The sequence below is a fragment of the Streptomyces sp. WZ-12 genome (assembly GCF_028898845.1).
GTDB lineage: Bacteria > Actinomycetota > Actinomycetes > Streptomycetales > Streptomycetaceae > Streptomyces.
On sequence record NZ_CP118574.1, the window covers coordinates 1,831,435 to 1,848,659 of the forward strand.

The 17,225-nt window shown below is 74.0% G+C and carries 15 protein-coding genes; 12 read left to right on the forward strand and 3 right to left on the reverse strand.

Features of this window, described 5'->3' with window-relative positions:
- Nucleotides 1-139: 139 nt before the first annotated feature.
- Nucleotides 140-784, reverse strand: a complete 645-nt coding sequence (locus PV796_RS07870) for a winged helix-turn-helix transcriptional regulator (protein WP_274912202.1) — start codon at nt 782-784, stop codon at nt 140-142.
- 113 nt (nt 785-897) lie between these two features.
- Here PV796_RS07870 and PV796_RS07875 point away from each other — a divergent pair, with 113 nt between their 5' ends.
- The 7 genes from PV796_RS07875 to PV796_RS07905 all read left to right on the forward strand — a co-directional run bounded on the left by PV796_RS07875 (nt 898) and on the right by PV796_RS07905 (nt 8,920).
- On the forward strand, nt 898-2,109 hold the full coding sequence (locus PV796_RS07875) for a pyridoxal phosphate-dependent aminotransferase (RefSeq protein WP_274912203.1): 1,212 nt from the start codon (nt 898-900) through the stop codon (nt 2,107-2,109).
- 220 nt (nt 2,110-2,329) lie between these two features.
- The gene (egtA, locus tag PV796_RS07880; protein WP_274912204.1) at nt 2,330-3,658 is read left to right on the forward strand and encodes an ergothioneine biosynthesis glutamate--cysteine ligase EgtA; all 1,329 of its coding nucleotides are present in this window, start codon (nt 2,330-2,332) and stop codon (nt 3,656-3,658) included.
- Complete coding sequence (gene egtB, locus PV796_RS07885; RefSeq protein WP_274912205.1) at nt 3,655-4,980, forward strand: ergothioneine biosynthesis protein EgtB; 1,326 nt, start codon at nt 3,655-3,657, stop codon at nt 4,978-4,980. Before egtA ends, egtB begins: the two co-directional genes overlap by 4 nt.
- A complete protein-coding gene (gene egtC / locus PV796_RS07890) occupies nt 4,980-5,735 on the forward strand; it encodes an ergothioneine biosynthesis protein EgtC (protein WP_274912206.1) in 756 nt (251 codons plus the stop codon). Before egtB ends, egtC begins: the two co-directional genes overlap by 1 nt.
- Nucleotides 5,732-6,694: an L-histidine N(alpha)-methyltransferase gene (gene egtD / locus PV796_RS07895; protein WP_274912207.1), complete on the forward strand. Its 963-nt coding sequence runs from the start codon at nt 5,732-5,734 to the stop codon at nt 6,692-6,694. The genes egtC and egtD overlap by 4 nt, the downstream gene beginning before the upstream one ends.
- A 129-nt stretch (nt 6,695-6,823) precedes the next feature.
- Entirely contained in the window at nt 6,824-7,753 is a 930-nt protein-coding gene (locus PV796_RS07900) for a phosphatidylinositol-specific phospholipase C (protein ID WP_274912208.1), read from the forward strand.
- 138 nt (nt 7,754-7,891) lie between these two features.
- On the forward strand, nt 7,892-8,920 hold the full coding sequence (locus PV796_RS07905) for a trypsin-like serine peptidase (protein ID WP_274912209.1): 1,029 nt from the start codon (nt 7,892-7,894) through the stop codon (nt 8,918-8,920).
- 21 nt (nt 8,921-8,941) lie between these two features.
- Here the strand turns inward: PV796_RS07905 and PV796_RS07910 are convergent, their stop codons facing one another.
- Nucleotides 8,942-9,991, reverse strand: coding sequence for a phosphatidylinositol-specific phospholipase C domain-containing protein (locus PV796_RS07910; protein ID WP_274912210.1), 1,050 nt, complete (start codon nt 9,989-9,991; stop codon nt 8,942-8,944).
- 140 nt (nt 9,992-10,131) lie between these two features.
- Between PV796_RS07910 and PV796_RS07915 the strand changes: the two genes are divergently transcribed.
- Nucleotides 10,132-10,686 (forward strand): DUF2165 domain-containing protein, encoded by a 555-nt coding sequence (locus PV796_RS07915; RefSeq protein ID WP_274912211.1) that lies wholly within the window; start codon nt 10,132-10,134, stop codon nt 10,684-10,686.
- Between the two features lie 54 nt (nt 10,687-10,740).
- On the opposite strand, the gene PV796_RS07920 is transcribed toward PV796_RS07915, so the two are convergent.
- Nucleotides 10,741-13,938 carry a cytochrome P450 gene (locus PV796_RS07920; RefSeq protein WP_274912212.1) on the reverse strand — a complete coding sequence of 1,066 codons (3,198 nt, stop codon included), beginning with the start codon at nt 13,936-13,938 and terminating at the stop codon, nt 10,741-10,743.
- Between the two features lie 144 nt (nt 13,939-14,082).
- On the opposite strand from PV796_RS07920, the gene PV796_RS07925 reads away from it, so the two are divergent.
- The 4 genes from PV796_RS07925 to PV796_RS07940 all read left to right on the forward strand — a co-directional run bounded on the left by PV796_RS07925 (nt 14,083) and on the right by PV796_RS07940 (nt 17,190).
- On the forward strand, nt 14,083-14,820 hold the full coding sequence (locus tag PV796_RS07925) for a PAS domain-containing protein (RefSeq protein WP_446750571.1): 738 nt from the start codon (nt 14,083-14,085) through the stop codon (nt 14,818-14,820).
- A 36-nt stretch (nt 14,821-14,856) separates the two neighbouring features.
- The gene (locus tag PV796_RS07930; protein WP_274912213.1) at nt 14,857-15,318 is read left to right on the forward strand and encodes a universal stress protein; all 462 of its coding nucleotides are present in this window, start codon (nt 14,857-14,859) and stop codon (nt 15,316-15,318) included.
- Nucleotides 15,319-15,419: 101 nt separating this feature from the next.
- On the forward strand, nt 15,420-15,635 hold the full coding sequence (locus PV796_RS07935) for a dodecin (RefSeq protein WP_274912214.1): 216 nt from the start codon (nt 15,420-15,422) through the stop codon (nt 15,633-15,635).
- Nucleotides 15,636-15,756: 121 nt separating this feature from the next.
- The gene (locus PV796_RS07940) at nt 15,757-17,190 is read left to right on the forward strand and encodes an amino acid permease (RefSeq protein ID WP_274912215.1); all 1,434 of its coding nucleotides are present in this window, start codon (nt 15,757-15,759) and stop codon (nt 17,188-17,190) included.
- Nucleotides 17,191-17,225: the final 35 nt, after the last annotated feature.

Below are 17,225 nucleotides of genomic sequence, written 5' to 3' on the forward strand. Positions count from 1 at the left end.
CCGAGCGTGGCCCGGGGCGGCGACCGGTGCGCCGCCTACGGGGCCGAATGGCGGGCCGGGTGGGCCCGTTGGGGAGGCCCTCGGCGTATTGCCCCGCACCGTCGCCGTCGAGCGGGCGACGGAGTCGGTGGGCCGCCGGTCAGGCGGTGGCGGGGGCCGCGGTGTGGTCGTCCGGGTGGGACTGGTCGATCCAGCCGGCGGCCAGGGCCTCGGCGAGCGAGAAGCGGTCGTGGGCGAGGGCGGCACAGGTGGCGGCGGTCATGCGCAGGGCGGTGTCGGGGTGGGGGGCGGGGCCGTCGGCGTAGTGGCCGGCGGTCGGGTCGTCCGGGTCCAGGACGATGTGGAAGGCGCCCTCGTCCAGGGCGATGTCGATGACCCGCACCGGTGCGTCGGCGAAGTACCGGGCGAGGCGGGCCAGAAGTGGGACGGCGAACCAGTGGGCGCGGACCGCGTCGGTGGGGCGCTGCTCGTCGAGCGCGGGGGCGCCCCAGTCGGCGAGCGCGGCGAGGACGGGGAGCAACGCCCGGCCGCGCGCGGTGAGTTCGTAGACCGAGGCGGTGCCGGGCCGGGGGAGCCGGCGGCGGGTCAACAGGTCGTCGCGCTCCATGTCCTTCAGGCGGGAGGCGAGCATGTCCGTACTGACGCCCGGGAGGTCGGCGTGGAGGTCGGTGTAGCGCCGGGGGCCGCCGAGCAGCTCCCGGGCGATCAGCAGCGTCCACCGGTCGCCCACGGCGTCCAGGGCCCGGGCGACGGCGCAGTACTGGTCATAACTTCGGCGCGGCATGACACCAGCATAGACATGTGATTGGATTTTCCAAGTGAGAAATTGGGAAAACCAAGTACGGTGTCGAGTGCTACCGCGACCGGCGGTGGGCGCAGGAAGTGGGAGGCCGCCGCATGCAGTTCAAGCAGTCCAGCAAGATGTCCGACGTCTGCTACGAGATCCGCGGGCCGGTGATCGAGCACGCGGACGCGCTGGAGGAGGCCGGCCACAGCGTGCTGCGGCTGAACACCGGCAACCCGGCGCTGTTCGGCTTCGAGTGTCCCGAGGAGATCCTCCAGGACGTGATGCGCAACCTCTCCCGCGCACACGGCTACACGGAATCCCGGGGCATCCTCTCCGCCCGCCGCGCGGTGGCCCAGCGCTACCAGGACGCCGGGCTGACGGACGTGGACGTCGATGACATCTACCTCGGCAACGGCGTCTCGGAGCTGATCTCCATGGCCGTGCAGGCGCTGCTGGAGGACGGGGACGAAGTCCTCATCCCCGCGCCGGACTTCCCGCTGTGGACGGCGGTCACCTCGCTCGCCGGCGGGAAGCCGGTGCACTACGTGTGCGACGAGTCCGCCGACTGGCTGCCGGACCTGGACGACCTGGCCTCCAAGATCACCGACCGGACCCGCGCGCTGGTCATCATCAACCCCAACAACCCCACCGGCGCGGTCTATCCGCGCGAGGTGCTGGAGGGCATGCTCGACCTGGCCCGCCGCCACCAACTGATGGTCTTCGCCGACGAGATCTACGACCGGATCGTCTACGACGACGCGGTCCACCACCACGCCGCGGTCCTCGCCCCGGACGTGGTCTGCCTGACCTTCAGCGGTCTGTCCAAGGCGTACCGGGTGGCCGGGTTCCGCTCCGGTTGGCTCGTGGTCTCCGGCCCCAAGGAGCACGCGGCGGACTACCTGGAGGGGCTGGGCACCCTCGCCTCCATGCGGCTGTGCCCCAACGCCCCTGCGCAGTACGCCATTCAGGCCGCGCTCGGCGGCCGGCAGACCATCACGGACCTGGTGCTCCCCGGCGGCCGGCTGTGCGAGCAGCGCGACCGGGCCTGGGAGCGCCTCAACGAGATCCCGGGCGTGAGCTGCGTCAAGCCCAAGGGCGCGCTCTACGCCTTCCCGCGCCTGGACCCGGCGGTCCACAAGATCCACGACGACGAGAAGTTCGTCCTCGACCTGCTGCTGCGGGAGAAGATCCAGGTCGTCCAGGGCACCGGCTTCAACTGGCCGCGCCCGGACCACTTCCGCATCCTCACCCTGCCGCGCGCCGACGACCTCGACGCGGCGATCAGCCGGATCGGGCGCTTCCTCGCCGGGTACCGGCAGTAGCGGCGACCCCGCGGCCGGGAGGGCGGGCGCAAACCCCCGGCCGCGACCCCGCGACACTCGAACGGGCGTACCGTTTTCCCCGGCCGCCCGCCCCCTCCCCACCTGGCCGGTCCCCCGCCCCGGGCGGTCCGCCGCGGGCAGGCGCTCTTGAGCGGACCGCCCGCAAGGGCTTAGGTGGAGGGCGGCAATCCAGCCGCCGCCCCAAAGGGGAAGGGAAGCGATGCCCGTACGACCGGCAGTGTCGGAAGCGGAACTTGAGGCCCACCTGCGCGGGATCTGTTTCAAAACGGGTCCCCCGCGCCGCATAGGCGTCGAGATCGAGCTTCTGGTGCACGACGCCCGCAACCCCCGATGTCCGGTCCCACCGACCCGGATGCACGCCGCGCAAGACGCCCTGCGCGCCCTGCCGCTGCACTCCGCCCTCACCTTCGAACCCGGCGGCCAGCTGGAGCTCAGCTCGCTGCCCGCCGCCTCCCTCACCGCCTGCGTCGAGGCGGTGAGGGCCGATCTCGCCCGGGTCCGCCCCGTCCTGCGGGAGTGGGGCCTGGAACTCTCGGGCCACGGGCACAACCCCTGGCACCCCCCGCGGCGGGTGCTCCTCGCTCCCCGTTACGACGCCATGGAGGCGTACTTCGACCGGCGCGGCCCGGCGGGGCGGTCCATGATGTGCGGCACCGCCTCCGTCCAGGTCTGCCTGGACGCCGGCCATGAGGAGCCCGGGCCGCTGGGGTTCGGCCGGCGCTGGCTGCTGGCGCACCTGTTGGGCGCGGTGCTGGCCGCCGCGTTCGCCAACTCCCCGCTCGCCGAGGGGTGTCCGACCGGCTACCGCACCACCCGCCAGGCCATCTGGGCGCAGCTCGACCCGGGCCGCACGCTCGCCCCGCCCCAGGACGCCGACCCGCGCGCCGCGTGGGCCCGTTACGTGCTGGACGCCCCGGTGATGTGCGTCCGGCGTCCGGACGGCCCGTGGGACGCGCCGGAGGGGCTGACCTTCCGCGAGTGGCTGCGCACCGGCGTGCCGCGTCCGCCGACCCGGGAGGACCTGGACTACCACGTCACCACCCTCTTCCCGCCGGTGCGGCCGCGCGGTCATCTGGAGCTGCGGATGATCGACGCGCAGCCGGGGCCGGACGGGTGGATCGTGCCGTTGGCCGTCACGGCCGCGCTGTTCGACGATCCGGCGGCCGCCGAGTTCGCCTACCGCACCGTCAAACCGCTTGCGGAGACGGCCGGTTGGCGTCCGGCGCCGGGGAATCCGCTGTGGCGGAAAGCGGCCCGGGCCGGGTTGACCGACCCCGAGCTGCACGCGGCCGCGGTGGCCTGCTTCGCCGCCGCGCAGGAGGCGCTGCCCCGGCTCGGCGCCACCCCCGGAATCCGGGCGGCGGTCGCGGAGTTCGTCGAACGCCATGTGGCGCGCGGCCGGTGCCCCGCCGACGACCAGCTCGACACGCTGGCCGCGGCGGACGCCGGCGGCGGCCCGGACCCGGCCGGCGAGGCGCCCGGCACCGCGGCCAGGGGCCGCCCCCTCCTCGGGAAGGACAGCCAGTGACCATCGACCCCGAGCCGTTCCGGGAGCGGGCCGCGGCGGCACTGCTCGCCGCCCGCGACCGCACCCGCCTGCTGACCACCAGCGTCGAGGACCCCGATCTGGTCGCCCAGCACTCCCCGTTGATGTCGCCCCTGGTGTGGGACCTGGCGCACATCGGCAATCAGGAGGAGCAGTGGCTGCTGCGCGCCGTCGGCGGCCGCGACCCGCTGCGCCCGGACATCGACTCCCTCTACGACGCCTTCGAGCACCCGCGCGCCGAGCGTCCCACGCTGCCGCTGCTGGGCCCGGCCGAGGCCCGCGGCTATGTCGCCGAGGTGCGCGGCCGGGTGCTGGACGTCCTGGAGCGCACCGCGCTGCACGGCGGCCCGCTGCGCTCCGCCGGCTTCGCCTTCGGGATGATCGCGCAGCACGAACAGCAGCACGACGAAACGATGTTGATCACCCATCAGTTGCGGAAGGGCCCGCCGGTGCTGAGCGCGCCCGAGCCGCCGCCCGCGCCCGACGGTCCGCTGCCGGCCGAGGTCCTCGTCCCCGGCGGCCCGTTCCTGATGGGCACCTCCACCGAGCCGTGGGCGCTGGACAACGAGCGCCCCGCGCACGAGCGGACGGTGTCGCCCTTCTTCCTCGACACCACCCCGGTCAGCAACGCCGCCTACCAGCGCTTCATCGACGACGGCGGCTACGAGGAGCCGCGTTGGTGGGCGCCGGAGGGCTGGGCCCAGGTGCGCGAACACCGGCTGCGGGCCCCGCTGTTCTGGCGCCGCGAGGGCCGGCAGTGGCTGCGCCGCCGGTTCGGGGTGACCGAGCCGGTGCCGCCGGACGAGCCGGTGCTGCACGTCAGTTGGTACGAGGCGGACGCCTACGCGCGGTGGGCCGGCCGGCGGCTGCCCACCGAGGCCGAGTGGGAGAAGGCCGCCCGCCACGACCCGGACTCCGGGCGGGCGAGGCGCTACCCCTGGGGCGACGCGGACCCGACCCCGGAGCACGCCAACCTCGGCCAGCGGCACCTGCGGCCGGCCCCGGTCGGCAGCTACCCCGAAGGCGCCTCGCCGCTCGGCGTCCGCCAACTCATCGGCGATGTCTGGGAGTGGACGGCCAGCGACTTCCTGCCCTATCCCGGCTTCGCCGCCTTCCCCTACCGCGAGTACTCCGAGGTGTTCTTCGGCGGCCCGTACAAGGTGCTGCGCGGCGGCTCGTTCGGCGTCGACCCGGTCGCCTGCCGCGGCACCTTCCGCAACTGGGACCTCCCGGTGCGGCGGCAGATCTTCTCCGGGTTCCGCACCGCCCGGGACGCCGATCCGGCGCTCGGGGGCGGTGCCTGATGTGCCGTCATCTGGCGTATCTGGGACCTCAGATCCCGTTCGGACAGGTGGTCCTGGAGCCGCCGCACGGCCTGTACCGGCAGTCCTGGGCGCCGCGCCACCAGCGGCACGGCACGGTCAACGCGGACGGCTTCGGCATCGGCTGGTACGCGCCCGACGACCCGCTACCGGCCCGCTACCGGCGGGCCGGCCCGATGTGGGCCGACGAGCAACTGCCCGATCTGGGGCGGGTGATCCGCTCCGGGGCGCTGCTGGCCGCCGTCCGGGACGCCACCGTGGCCGGGGCGGACGCCGAGGCGGCCGCCGCGCCGTTCGCGGCCGGGCGGTACCTCTTCAGCCACAACGGCGCGGTGGCCGGCTGGCCGGACACCATGGCGCCGCTGGCCGCCGGGCTGCCCGCGCGGGAGCTGCTGCGGTTGGCGGCCCGCAACGACACCGCGTTCCTGTGGGCCCTGGTGCAGCACCGGTTGGCCCGCGGCGACGACCCGGGCGAGGCGCTGGCCGAGACCGTCCGGGAGGTCGCCGCGGCCGCGCCCGGCTCCCGACTGAACCTGCTGCTGACGGACGGCACCGGCATCGCCGCCACCACCTGGGGCGACACCCTGTTCCACCTGGCCCTCCCCGACGGCGGCCGGGTCGTCGCCTCCGAGCCCTATGACACCTCCCCCCACTGGACCGAGGTCCCCGACCGCACGCTGCTGCGCGCCACCCGCGCCGAGGTCCACCTCACCCCGCTCAAGGAGCCCGCAACGTGAGCCCCCTCAGCATCACTCGCACCCTGCCCCCCGATGCCACCGCGGCCGCGCTGCGCGCCGACGTCACCGAGGGGCTGTCCCGCACGCCCAAGCACCTGCCGCCGAAGTGGTTCTACGACGCCCGCGGCAGCGAGCTGTTCGACGAGATCACCACGCTTCCCGAGTACTACCCGACCCGCGCCGAGCGCGAGATCCTGCGCGCCACCGCGGACCGGATCGCCGCCGCCACCGGCGCCCGCACCCTGATCGAGCTGGGCTCCGGCTCGTCCGACAAGACCCGCCACCTGCTGCGCGCCCTGACCGGGTTGCAGACGTATCTGCCCGTCGACGTCAGCGAGTCGGCGCTACGGGCGGCCGGGGAGGCGCTGTTGACCGAGCACCCGGGGCTGACCGTGCACGCCCTGGTCGCCGACTTCCAGCGGGGCCTGACGCTGCCAAAGACGCCCGGGCCGCGGCTGCTGGCGTTCCTCGGCGGCACCATCGGCAACCTGCTGCCGGCGGAACGGGCCGCGTTCCTGGACTCGGTGCACGCGTTGCTCTCTCCCGGGGACGCCCTGCTGCTCGGCACCGACCTGGTCAAGGACGAGGCCACGCTGGTCGCCGCGTACGACGACGCCCGCGGGGTGACCGCCGCCTTCAACAAGAACGTCCTGGAGGTCATCAACCGCGAGTTGGGCGGCGACTTCGACCCGGCGGACTTCGACCACGTCGCGCGGTGGAACGCGGAGCGGGAGTGGATCGAGATGCGGCTGCGGGCCCGGGACGACCTGACCGTCAAGATCCCCGGCGTCGATCTGGCCGTGCCGTTCGCGGCCGGCGAGGAGCTGCGCACCGAGGTCTCCGCGAAGTTCCGGGAAGACGGGGTGCGCTCCGAACTCGCCGCGTCCGGACTGAAGTTGACGGAGTGGTGGACGGACAGTGCCGGGCGGTTCGCCCTGTCGCTGGCGCTTCGGCTCTGACCGTTTCCGCCCGCCGGGTGCCCACCTCCCCGCCGATGTGGTTCGATGCCCCGATCGCACATCCGTACGCGTAGCCGGGCGCGCCCCGCCGCGTGCGGGACCGGACGGGCTCGACGACAGGGGCAGGGCATGGGCACGGCGCTGGATCGGCGGAGTTTCCTCAGGGGCGCGGCGGGGCTGTCCGCCGCCGGGGTGTTGGCGGGCCTCGGCGGCGGGGGCACCGCGGTGGCCGCGGCACCGGCCGCGGTCACCGCGCAGGACTGGATGTCCGCGCTCGGCGACGCCACGCCGGTGCAGCGGCTGACCGTCCCCGGCACCCACGATTCCGGCGCCCGGATCGGCGGCCCCTGGGTGGCCTGCCAGAACACCTCGATCGCCGAGCAACTGGCCTCCGGCATACGGTTCCTGGACGTCCGCTGCCGGGCCATCGACGGCGTCTTCGCGATCCACCACGGCGCGTTCTACCAGGAGTTGATGTTCGGCGACGTGCTCAACGCCTGCCGGGACTTCCTCCGGGCGCACCCGTCCGAGACCGTGTTGATGCGGGTCAAGCAGGAGTACTCGGAGGTCTCCGCCGAGGAGTTCCGCGGGATCTTCGGCACCTACCTGGACGCCAAGGGGTACCGCTCGCTGTTCCGGTTGGACGCGGGGCTGCCGACGCTGGGGCAGGCCCGGGGCCGGGTCGTGCTGCTGGCGGACGCCGACGGGCTGGGCGGGGTGCGGTACGCCGACCCGGCGCTCTTCGACATCCAGGACGACTACATGACCGAGCCGATCGGGAAGTACCCCAAGGTCGAGGCGGAGTTCCGCAAGGCGGTCGACCAGCCGGGCAAGCTGTTCGTCAACTACGTCTCCACCGCCGCCCTGCTGCCGCCGCGCTCCAACGCCGACCGTCTCAACCCACGCGTCAAGGGCCTGCTGGAGGGCGCGGGCAGCGCCTGGCGGGGGCTGGGCATCGTCCCGATGGACTTCCCCAACGAGTTCGGGATGGCCGGGACGCTGATCGGGCACAACCTGGCCGGGCGCGGCGTCACCCTGGTGGCCCAGCCGGGCACGTGATCGGCCGTCGGACCGAACCTGCGCGGGCCGTCGTGCATCAGACTGGTTGAAATGTCTGGTTCCGGCGTCGCCCCCGTCGTCCCGTCCCGCGGTGCGCGGGCAGGCGGTGCCGGCTTGAGTCGAGGCAAGGCGGCACTGGTGGAGACGAGCGAACGCGGGCCCGAGGCGGCGGATCAGGAGGAGGCGTCCGGGGCGGCGCCGGACGCGTCCGGCGGGCCGGTCCGCACCGGGCGGGCCCGGGCCGGCGTGCCGCTGCGGGTGACCGCGGTGCTCGGGGCGCTGACGGTCGTCGTGGGCGGCGCGGCGCTGGCGTTGAAGGCCGCCCGGCAGGACCCGTTCCTGGCGCCCGGGGACCCGGTGACCGGGACCTATCTGGCGTCCCGGACCAACGGTGACCGGGCGGCGGCCGCGGTACTGGCCGGCCCCTACCGGGAGTTGCCGGGCGCGGCGATGGCCGTGGCGCGTCCCGCCGGCGGTACTCCGGCCCCGCTGCCCGCCTCCCGCCCCCTGATGGCCAGCCCGGCGACGCCCGCGCCGCCGGTCGGTGCGCTGTTCTCGCCCGGCGACGACGGCGCCGCCACGCACTACTGCACCGCGAGCGTGGTGCACTCCCCCGCCGGCAACCTCATCGCCACCGCCGCGCACTGCGTCCACGACGGCGGCTTCCGCACCCGGCTGGTCTTCGCGCCCGGCCTGCACGACGGGCTCGCGCCGTACGGGCTGTGGGTGCCGACCCGGATCGACGTGGACCCGCGCTGGATCAGCGACCGGGACCCGAACCACGACGTGGCGTTCCTCCGGGTGCGTCGGCACGGCAGCACCGAGCAGCGGATCGAGGACGTCACGGGCGCCGAGCGAATCCGGTTCGACGCCCCGCCGGGCCGGCCGGCGCAGTTGACCGGCTATCCCGGGGACAGCGACACCCCGGTCGGCTGCCGGCACACCGCGGAGGCCGAGGGACCGAACCAGGTCCGCTTCCCCTGCGCCGGCTTCCCGGCCGGGACCAGTGGCGGCCCGCTGCTCACCGACGTCGACCAGGTGACCGGCACCGGCTCGCTGATCGGGGTGATCGGCGGCCAGGACGAGGGCGGCGACGACGCCACGTCGTACAGCAGCCGCTTCGGGGCGGACGTGGCGGCGCTGTACCGGCGGGCCACCCGGGGGTGACCGGGCGGGCCCGCCGGTCGGTCAGGCGCCGCCGCGCGGCAGCACGGTGCGCAGGACGGCCGGCAGCGGGTACCAGTCGGCGGTGGCGAAGCTGGCGTGCGCGGCGGCGAGTTGCGCGACCCGGGCGCGGGCCTCGGCCTCGGTGGGGTGGGTGGCGTCCAGGGCCGGCGGGACCTTGTGGGCGTCGGTCATGATGAGCAGGTAGTGGCGGGTGTCGTACCAGGACGTGTCGATGGTGCCGCCCAGGTAGGTGGCCGCGTCGCCGTCGAAGACCACGAACCAGGGGCGCAGGGCGGGGTCGGCGTAGCGCTCCCGGGGGTCGCCGGGGGCGGCGCCGTGTACGGCGGGGAACGCGGTGGCTCGCCTCAACTCGCCCCGCGCGGCGAGGTCCTTGAGGTGGCCGGCGTATTCGACGTCGGTCCACAGCCGGTCGAGCGGGTTGTGCTCCTCGACGGTGCCCGGTATGAGCTCGAAGAGGAAGGTGCCGGTCAGGTCGGCGCGGGACGGCCAGCCGCCGGACCGGACCGCCTCGTCCAGGGTGGCGTGGCCGGCCGCGAGGTCGCCGGGCCCGTAGACGGCGTCCCCCAGCTTGTCGCGGACCAGCGCGTCGAACTCGGCCGGGCCGCGGCCCTTCTTGGCGTTGAAGCCGTCCTTCATCTCGACCTTGATGAGGATCGGGCGGTGGCCGGGGTGCGCGTCGTGCCAGGCGCGGAGGTCGGCGAGGCAGCCGGCGAAGTCCTGGTTGCGGTCCTTGGTGCGCAGTTCGGCGGCGGTGCCGGCGCCCACGCAGTTGCTGTAGTTCCCCATCGGGTTGCTGTGCGAGACGCGCCAGGTGCCGCCCAGGCCGTTGGTCCACACGTCCACCTCGATGAGCGCGGCGCCGGAGTCCAACGCGTCGGCGAAGTAGGGGTACTTGGCCTTCTCGTAGGCGTTGTGGACGCCGACGGCGGTGCTGGTGCCGTAGCCGGTGGAGGTCGTCGTGGCGGTCGTCTCGGCGCCTGCCGCGCCGGGTGCCGCGATCATCGCCGCCGCCGCCACGGCGACCGTTCCCGCACACCGCTTCCGGTTCATGTTCCCCGCTTCCCCTCGCGTCCTGCCTGGTCAGTCAGGAGCGTACGGGAGTTGACGGCGCGGCAGGAGGTGCGGAGCGGACACCGGAACGGACGCGATACGGTCGGCGTCGCGAACCACCGAAACGAAAGGATGTACGGATGCGGAACCGGGGGAACGGCGGGACGGGGTCGGGCGGACTGTCATGGGCGGCGGTGGTGTTGACGGGGATCGTCGCGCTCTACATCGCGCTGGTCGCCTTCGGCAACATCACCGACTTCGGAACCAATCAGGCATATGTCCGCCATGTCCTGGCGATGGACACCACCTTCAAGGACCCGGACCTGATGTGGCGGGCCATCACCTCGCACTCGGTGCAGGACGCCGCCTACGTGGGCATCATCGCCTGGGAGTCGGTGGCGGCGCTGGTGGCGGCGACGGCGGTGGGGGTGCTCCGCCGGGGATCCGGTGACGCGGCGGCGCGGCGGCTGGCCACCACCGGGCTGCTGATGATGATGCTGCTGTTCGGCGCCGGGTTCTGGGCGATCGGCGGCGAGTGGTTCGCGATGTGGCAGTCGAAGGCGTGGAACGGGGTGGAGGCCGCGGTCCGCAACTTCCTGATGACCGGCGTGGTGTTGCTGGTGGTGCAGTTGTCGGGGAAGTCGGCGCCGGCGCCGGCGGCCCGCTCCGGGAAGTCCGGGAAGTCGGGCAAGTGAGGCGGCGGCGGGTGCGGGGTGGTCCCGCGCCCGCCGCCGGGGTGTGACCGGGCGTCAGCCGGCCGCGTAGACGTCCTCGATGTAGCGGCCGGCGGCGGTCAGTTCGCGCAGCCACGCCTCGGACTCCCGCTCCGAGGCGCCGGTGGCGGCCCGGTGCACCGCGCGGAAGGCGTCCCGCACGCCGGGCGCCATCCGGCTGCCGTCGCCGCAGACGTAGACCCGGGCGCCGGCCCGCAGCAGCTCCCACACCTCCTCGGCCTCGGCCGCGATCCGGTGCTGGACGAAGCGGTGGCCGTTCTCGGGGCGGGCGCTGAAGACGGGGTGGACGGCGACCGCACCGGCCCGCTCGGCGGCGGCGAACTCGGCGGCGTGCAGGAAGTCGCCTTCGGGGTCGTCGCAGCCGAAGTAGAGCCGGGCCGGGCCCCGTTGGCCGGCGGCCACGCGGTCGGCGACGGCGCCGCGGAACGGCGCCAGTCCGGTGCCGGCGGCGACCATGATGACCGGGGTGTCGTCGGCCGGGTCGAGCCGGAACGCCTCCCGGCACGGCTGGACCCGGGCCAGCAGGACGTCACCGGGGCGCACTGCGTGCAGATGCGTGGAGCCGGTGCCGCCGGGCAGCAACGAGACCATCAGCTCGGCGTGCCGGGGGTCGGCGGCGGGCGACGAGGACAGCGAGTAGTGCCGCGGGCGCAGCGGGGGCAGCAGTTCCAGCACCGCCGGCCAGGGCAGCGCGCCGCGCAGCGCCGGGTGCGCCTCGATCAGCTCGACGACGGTGCGCGGGTCGTCCTCGGGGAGGCGTTCCAGGGCGTGCCGCTCGGGCGGGCAGGGGTTGTGCGCGGCGAGCAGCGCCACCTGCTCGCGGCCCGGACGCGATCCCAACTCGACATGATGCGTGAGGAGTTGGCGCACCGTCAGAGGACGGTCGACGGGGAGGGTGGCGCGGGTCGGGCGGCCCGTGGGCGGGCGGAGCGACAGCAGGGTGTCGAGGTCGACGCCGAGCGCCCGGGCGGCGCGGTCCACCGCCTCGGGGGTGTTGACCGGCAGCACGGCGAGGTGGTCGGCGGTGCGGTAGGTGACGCCGTCGGGGAAGGCCAGCCGCAGGAAGCGCTTGGGACGGGGCCAGCCCTCGGCGGTCAGGTCGTGCGCCTCGGTGACGACCATCGGGACGAGGCCGTGGCGGGCGGCGAGCGCGTCGAGCGGGCCGCCGGTGAGCTCGGTGACGGCGTAGCCGGGGTCGGCGGCTTCGCTTCCGGTGCCGTCGGGGGCGCCGGCGGTCGCCGGGTCGCCGTAGCGGGTCAGCAGCTCGGTGCGGAGCGCGGCGGCGAACTGCGCGACGGCGGTGGCCAGTTCGCCGGAGGCGTCGGCCTCGGCGCGGGGCAGCAGCCGCTCGCCGCCGAGCGCGGCCAGCCGGTCGTCGAGCAGGGTGGGGACCTGCTGGTAGGTGGCGGCCCAGTTGCGGTCGCCGACGCCCAGCACGGCGAAGTGGACGCCGGCGGTGGATCCCTCGGGGGCGGCGGTGAGCCAGGCGGTGAACGCGGCGGCGTCGTCGGTCGGTTGGCCGTTGTAGGAGGCGGCGACGAGGACGATCGGGCGGTCGGTGGGCAGGCCGCCGGCGTGCGCGTCCAGCGGCGCGACCTCGGGGGCGAAGCCCAGGCCGGTGGCCTCGTCGGCGAGCCGCTCGGCGAACTCCCGGCAGGTGCCGTAGTTGCTGCCGTGCAGCAGGAGCAGCCCGGTGTCCTGCGGGACGCGGGTGGGCAGGCCGTCGTCGGGCGCGGCGCCGGGGGCGGCCCGGTCGACCGGGCCGCCGGGCAGCACGGCGAGCGCGGCGCGGACCGCGGCCCGGTCGGCGGGGGTGCGCGGGGCCAGGGCGAGGGTGAAGCCGTCGGGCTTGAGGGTGAGGGTCTCCTTGATGCGGAGCCGGTAGTCGGCGTGGTCGACCAGCCGGTAGCGGTGCACCAGCAGGGCCAGCAGCATGGTGGCCTCGTGCAGCGCGAACTGCCGCCCGATGCAGGCGCGTTCACCGGTGCCGAACGGCTTGTAGGCGTGCGGGGAGCGGGCCGCCTCGGCCTCCGGGGTGAAGCGGAACGGGTCGAACGCGTCGGGGTTGTCGCCCCAGACCGGGTCGCGGTGCAGCATCGGCGTGAGCACGGTGACCAGTTGGCCGGCGGCGATCGGGTAGCGGCCGCCGAGGACGGTGTCGGTGCGGGCCTGGCGGGTGAAGGCGGCGGCGGTGGGCCACAGCCGCAGCGCCTCGCCCAGCACCTGGCGGGTGAAGGGGAGCCTGCCGATGTCCTCGAAGGTGGGGTCCGGGTCCGGGTCGTCGCCCCAGAGTTCGTCCGCCTCGCGCTGCGCCAGCCGCAGCGCGAGCGGGTCCTTCAGCAGGTGGTACAGGGCGAACGAGAGGGCGCCGGAGGTGGTTTCGTGGCCGGCGATCAGGAAGGTGATGACCTGGTTGCGGATGTTGGCGAGGTCCAGGACCGGCCCCTGGTGCGCGCCGCCGGCCTCCGTGGCGGCGAGCATCAGGCCCAGCAGGTCGTCGTCGCGGCGCTCCCCACCGGCCGTGCGGGCGGCGATCACCTCGTCGACGACGGAGGCGAGGTAGTCGGCGTCCGCGCGGAACGCCGCGTCGGCGGCGGAGTGGTCGCCGCCGGGCGTGCGGGCGAACTTGGCCATGCTCCACTGGAGGCAGCGGACCATCGCCTCGACGAAGGGATGCGGGGTGTCCCGGGAGAACGACTCGAAGTCGAAGCCGAATCCGGCCAGTCCGATGGTGTCCAGCGTCATCCGGGTCATGTCCTCGGCGACCTCGACCGGGCGGCCCTCGGCCAGCCGTCGGTCCCAGGCCGCCGTCACCCGACGGGCGACCCTCAGCATCGCCGGGTGGTACGTCCGCATCGAGCCCAACGCGAAGGCCGGCATCAGGACCTCGTGGGCGCGGGCCCAGTTCGGCTCCTCGTTGTAGGCGGTGAACAGACCGTCACCGGCGAACTCCCGGACGTCCTCCAGCACCACCGAGACGCCCTTGGCGAAGCGGGTCTCGTCGGAGACCTCGGTGACTAGGTCGAGGGAGGAGAGGAACAGCGTCTCGCGGGCGCCGAACTTGCGCAGATACGCCGGGCCGTGGACCCGGGCCAGCTCCATGGCCTGCTGGATGGGCGTGTTGCTGATCCCGGTCGTCGTGAGGTCGGCGACCGGGAGGCTCGCGGCGGCGGTGGCGCGGTCGCCCGTCTGGGGCGCGATGGTGTCGGTCATGACTCCAGCGTGACCGGCCCGATGACCGTCCCTTACCCGGCGAACTGCATGATTGTGCAGTGGTTCCTCGCCCGGCACCCTTGCGCCCGCGGCGGGGATGCGCAAGGGCGACCGGTGTACGGGAGAAGGGACGGAAACCGGGCGATGGACAGGGCGACGGGCGGTGGTGCCCGGGAGGACGACGGGGGCGCGGCGGCGGAGTGCTCCCGGCCGCCGGGCCCGTCCCCGGTGAACCCGTTCCGGGACTACTTCGTGATGCTGCTGTACCGCATCCCCACCCCGATCGCGGTGTGCCGGGCCGACGGTGAGGTGCTGATCGCCAATCCGGCGATGGCCGCGCAGTGGGGCGCGGTCCCCGGCCAACTCCGCGGCCGCAACCTGCTCGACCGCTTCCGGCCCCGCGACCCGGCGCAGATCGTCCGGATCATGGAGGCGCTGCGGCTGGGCCGCCGGTCCCGCTATCCGGTGCGGGTGCGCTGGCGGACCGCGCCCGGGGAACCGGAGCGGCACGGGGAGCTGACGATCGATCCGGTCGGCGACCCGTCCGCCGAACCGCCGGCGCTGCTGGCCCTGTTGTGGGAGGAGACCGGGTCCGCGGCCGCCGCCCCGCCGCCCGCGCCGCGCGCCGCCACCAGCCCCGTGGAGGCCCGGATCCTGGCGCTGGCGGCGGGCGGCGCCACCACCGCGGCGATCGGCAGTGCCCTGGGGCTGACGGTGGACGGGGTCAACTACCACCTGACCCGGCTGGCCCGCCGCTGGCGCGTCCAGGGCCGCACCGCGCTGGTCGCCAGGGCGTACGTGCTGGGGGTGCTCGACCCGGGCCGCTGGCCGCCCGCGCCCGCCGCGCCGGAGGGCGGCGACGCCCAACTCCCCGGCCCCTGAACCCGACAGCACGCGTGTGCGGATAACCTCGCAGGTGTGGAGGACAACGCAGCCGCGCCTTTCGAGCGCGGAACGGACGGCCCGAAGGTCATCGTCGTCGGCGTCGACGGCTCCGACTCGTCCTGGCGCGCCGCGGCGTACGCGGCCGGGCTGGCCAGGCGGCAGGGGTCGAAGCTGGTGATGGTCTACGTCCAGCCGGTGCTGGCGACCGGCGCCGCGATGGGCGCGCCGGTGATGGACGCCACCAACGAGGTCGCCGAGGAACTGATGGCCGAGATCCGCGAGGCCACCGAGCGCATCGACGGGATATACCACCTGCGGTGGGAGTTCCACACCCTGCGCGGCGACCCGTACAACGGCATGGTGCAGATGGCCGACGAGCTGAAGGCGGACGCGGTGGTGGTCGGCGCCTCGGAGTCGGCCGGGCACCGCATCATGGGGTCGGTCGCGGTGCGGCTGGTCAAGGCCGGGCGGTGGCCGGTCACGGTCGTGCCGTAGGTCGCCGGCCGGCCCGTTCCGGCTCCGCTGGTGGGCCGGGCCGGGCTGAGGCACGGTGGAGGGTGGACGGGCGGAGCGCCGCCCCGGCGAGGGAGACCACCGTGACCGACCGCACGTACCGCGTGACCGAGATCGTGGGGACGTCCCAGCAGAGCGTGGACGCCGCGATCCAGAACGGCATCAGGCGCGCCTCGGGCACCCTGCGCAACCTCGACTGGTTCGAGATCACGCAGGTCCGCGGCCACATCGTCGAGGGCCGGATCGACCACTACCAGGTCGGTCTGAAGGTCGGCTTCCGGCTGGAGGGCGCCGACTAGGAGGCCCCGGGGCCGATTGGCTCCCCCGCCGCCGCGCCGCCTTCGTCCGGCCCCGCCGGCAGTCCATGATGATCCGCCGTCGCACCACGACGGAACGCACCGAGCGTACGGAGGATCATCCATGGCACGCCTGTTGCGCGCGGGTCAGGGCGTATGGCGCCGCAAGCCCATCGAGCACATCGAGGAGCCGGAGGGCGGCGCCGCCCAGCAACTCACCCGCGAGCTGGGGCTGTGGCAACTCACCGCGATCGGCGTCGGCGGCATCATCGGCGCCGGCATCTTCACCCTGGCCGGCACCGTCGCGCACGAGAAGGCCGGCCCGGCGGTCCTGGTCTCCTTCCTCATCGCGGGCGTGGCCAGCGCCGCCGCGGCCTTCTCCTACGCCGAGTTCGCCGGGCTGATCCCGAAGGCGGGCTCGGCCTACACCTATGGCTATGCGGTGCTCGGCGAGCTCGCCGGCTGGTTCATCGGCTGGGACCTGCTGCTGGAGTACACCGCGATCGTCGCGGTGGTGGCGATCGGCATCTCCGGCTACTTCGCCTTCCTGCTCGGCGAGTTGGGGCTACGGCTGCCGGCCTGGATGCTCGGCGCACCCGGCACCGGACCCGGGCACCGGGTGGACCTCTTCGCCTCGGTGCTCTGCCTGTTGATCGCCTATCTGCTGACCCTGGGCATCAAGAACGCCGCCCGCTTCGAGACGGTCGTGGTCGGGCTGAAGGTGCTGGTGGTGCTGCTGGTGATCGCGGTCGGCTTCCTCCACATCGACACCGCCAACTACCGCCCGTTCTTCCCGTTCGGGGTGGGCGGCGCGTTCACCGGCGCGGCCACCGTCTTCTTCGCGGTCTTCGGCTACGACGCGATGAGCACCGCGGCCGAGGAGTCCCGGGACGCGCAGCGCCACATGCCCAGGGCGATCATGTACTCGCTGGCCATCTCGATGGTGCTGTACGTGCTGGCCTGCCTGGTGTTGACGGGCATGCAGGACTACCGGCACATCGACCCGGAGAGCGGCTTCTCGACCGCGTTCAAGTCGGTCGGGCTGGACGCGCTGGCGGACGTGATCGCGGTCGGCGCGATCATCGGCATCCTCACGGTCATGTTCACCTTCATGTTGGGAGTCACCCGGGTGTGGTTCTCGATGAGCCGGGACGGGCTGCTGCCGAAGTGGTTCGCCAAGACCAGCGCCACCCACCACGTGCCGGTCCGGGTCACCTGGATCGTCGGGGTCGCCTCCGCGCTGATCGCCGGCTTCCTGCCGATCGGGGAGGCCGCCGAACTGACCAACATCGGCATCCTGTTGGCGTTCGTGGTGGTGTGCGTCTCGGTGATCGTGCTGCGCTACAAGCGCCCGGAGCTGCCGCGGACGTTCCGCACGCCGGGCATGCCGGTGGTGCCGGCGCTCGGGGTGTGCTTCTCGCTGTGGCTGATCACGTTCCTGGAGTGGCAGACCTGGGTGCGGTTCGTGGTGTGGTTCCTGCTCGGCCTGGTCATCTACTTCTCGTACTCCTACCGGAAGTCGGAGCTGGCCAACGCGCCGGATTCGGGGCGCATCTGACGCTCTGCCGGGCCACCCGGGACCCTCTCGACGCG

Coding starts and splice junctions, on each gene's coding strand:
- PV796_RS07870 (WP_274912202.1), bottom strand. CDS start 784: ATGCCGCGCCGAAGTTATGACCAGTACTGCGCCGTCGCCCGGGCCCTG.
- PV796_RS07875 (WP_274912203.1), top strand. CDS start 898: ATGCAGTTCAAGCAGTCCAGCAAGATGTCCGACGTCTGCTACGAGATC.
- egtA (WP_274912204.1), top strand. CDS start 2,330: ATGCCCGTACGACCGGCAGTGTCGGAAGCGGAACTTGAGGCCCACCTG.
- egtC (WP_274912206.1), top strand. CDS start 4,980: ATGTGCCGTCATCTGGCGTATCTGGGACCTCAGATCCCGTTCGGACAG.
- PV796_RS07900 (WP_274912208.1), top strand. CDS start 6,824: ATGGGCACGGCGCTGGATCGGCGGAGTTTCCTCAGGGGCGCGGCGGGG.
- PV796_RS07910 (WP_274912210.1), bottom strand. CDS start 9,991: ATGAACCGGAAGCGGTGTGCGGGAACGGTCGCCGTGGCGGCGGCGGCG.
- PV796_RS07915 (WP_274912211.1), top strand. CDS start 10,132: ATGCGGAACCGGGGGAACGGCGGGACGGGGTCGGGCGGACTGTCATGG.
- PV796_RS07920 (WP_274912212.1), bottom strand. CDS start 13,938: ATGACCGACACCATCGCGCCCCAGACGGGCGACCGCGCCACCGCCGCC.
- PV796_RS07925 (WP_446750571.1), top strand. CDS start 14,083: ATGGACAGGGCGACGGGCGGTGGTGCCCGGGAGGACGACGGGGGCGCG.
- PV796_RS07940 (WP_274912215.1), top strand. CDS start 15,757: ATGGCACGCCTGTTGCGCGCGGGTCAGGGCGTATGGCGCCGCAAGCCC.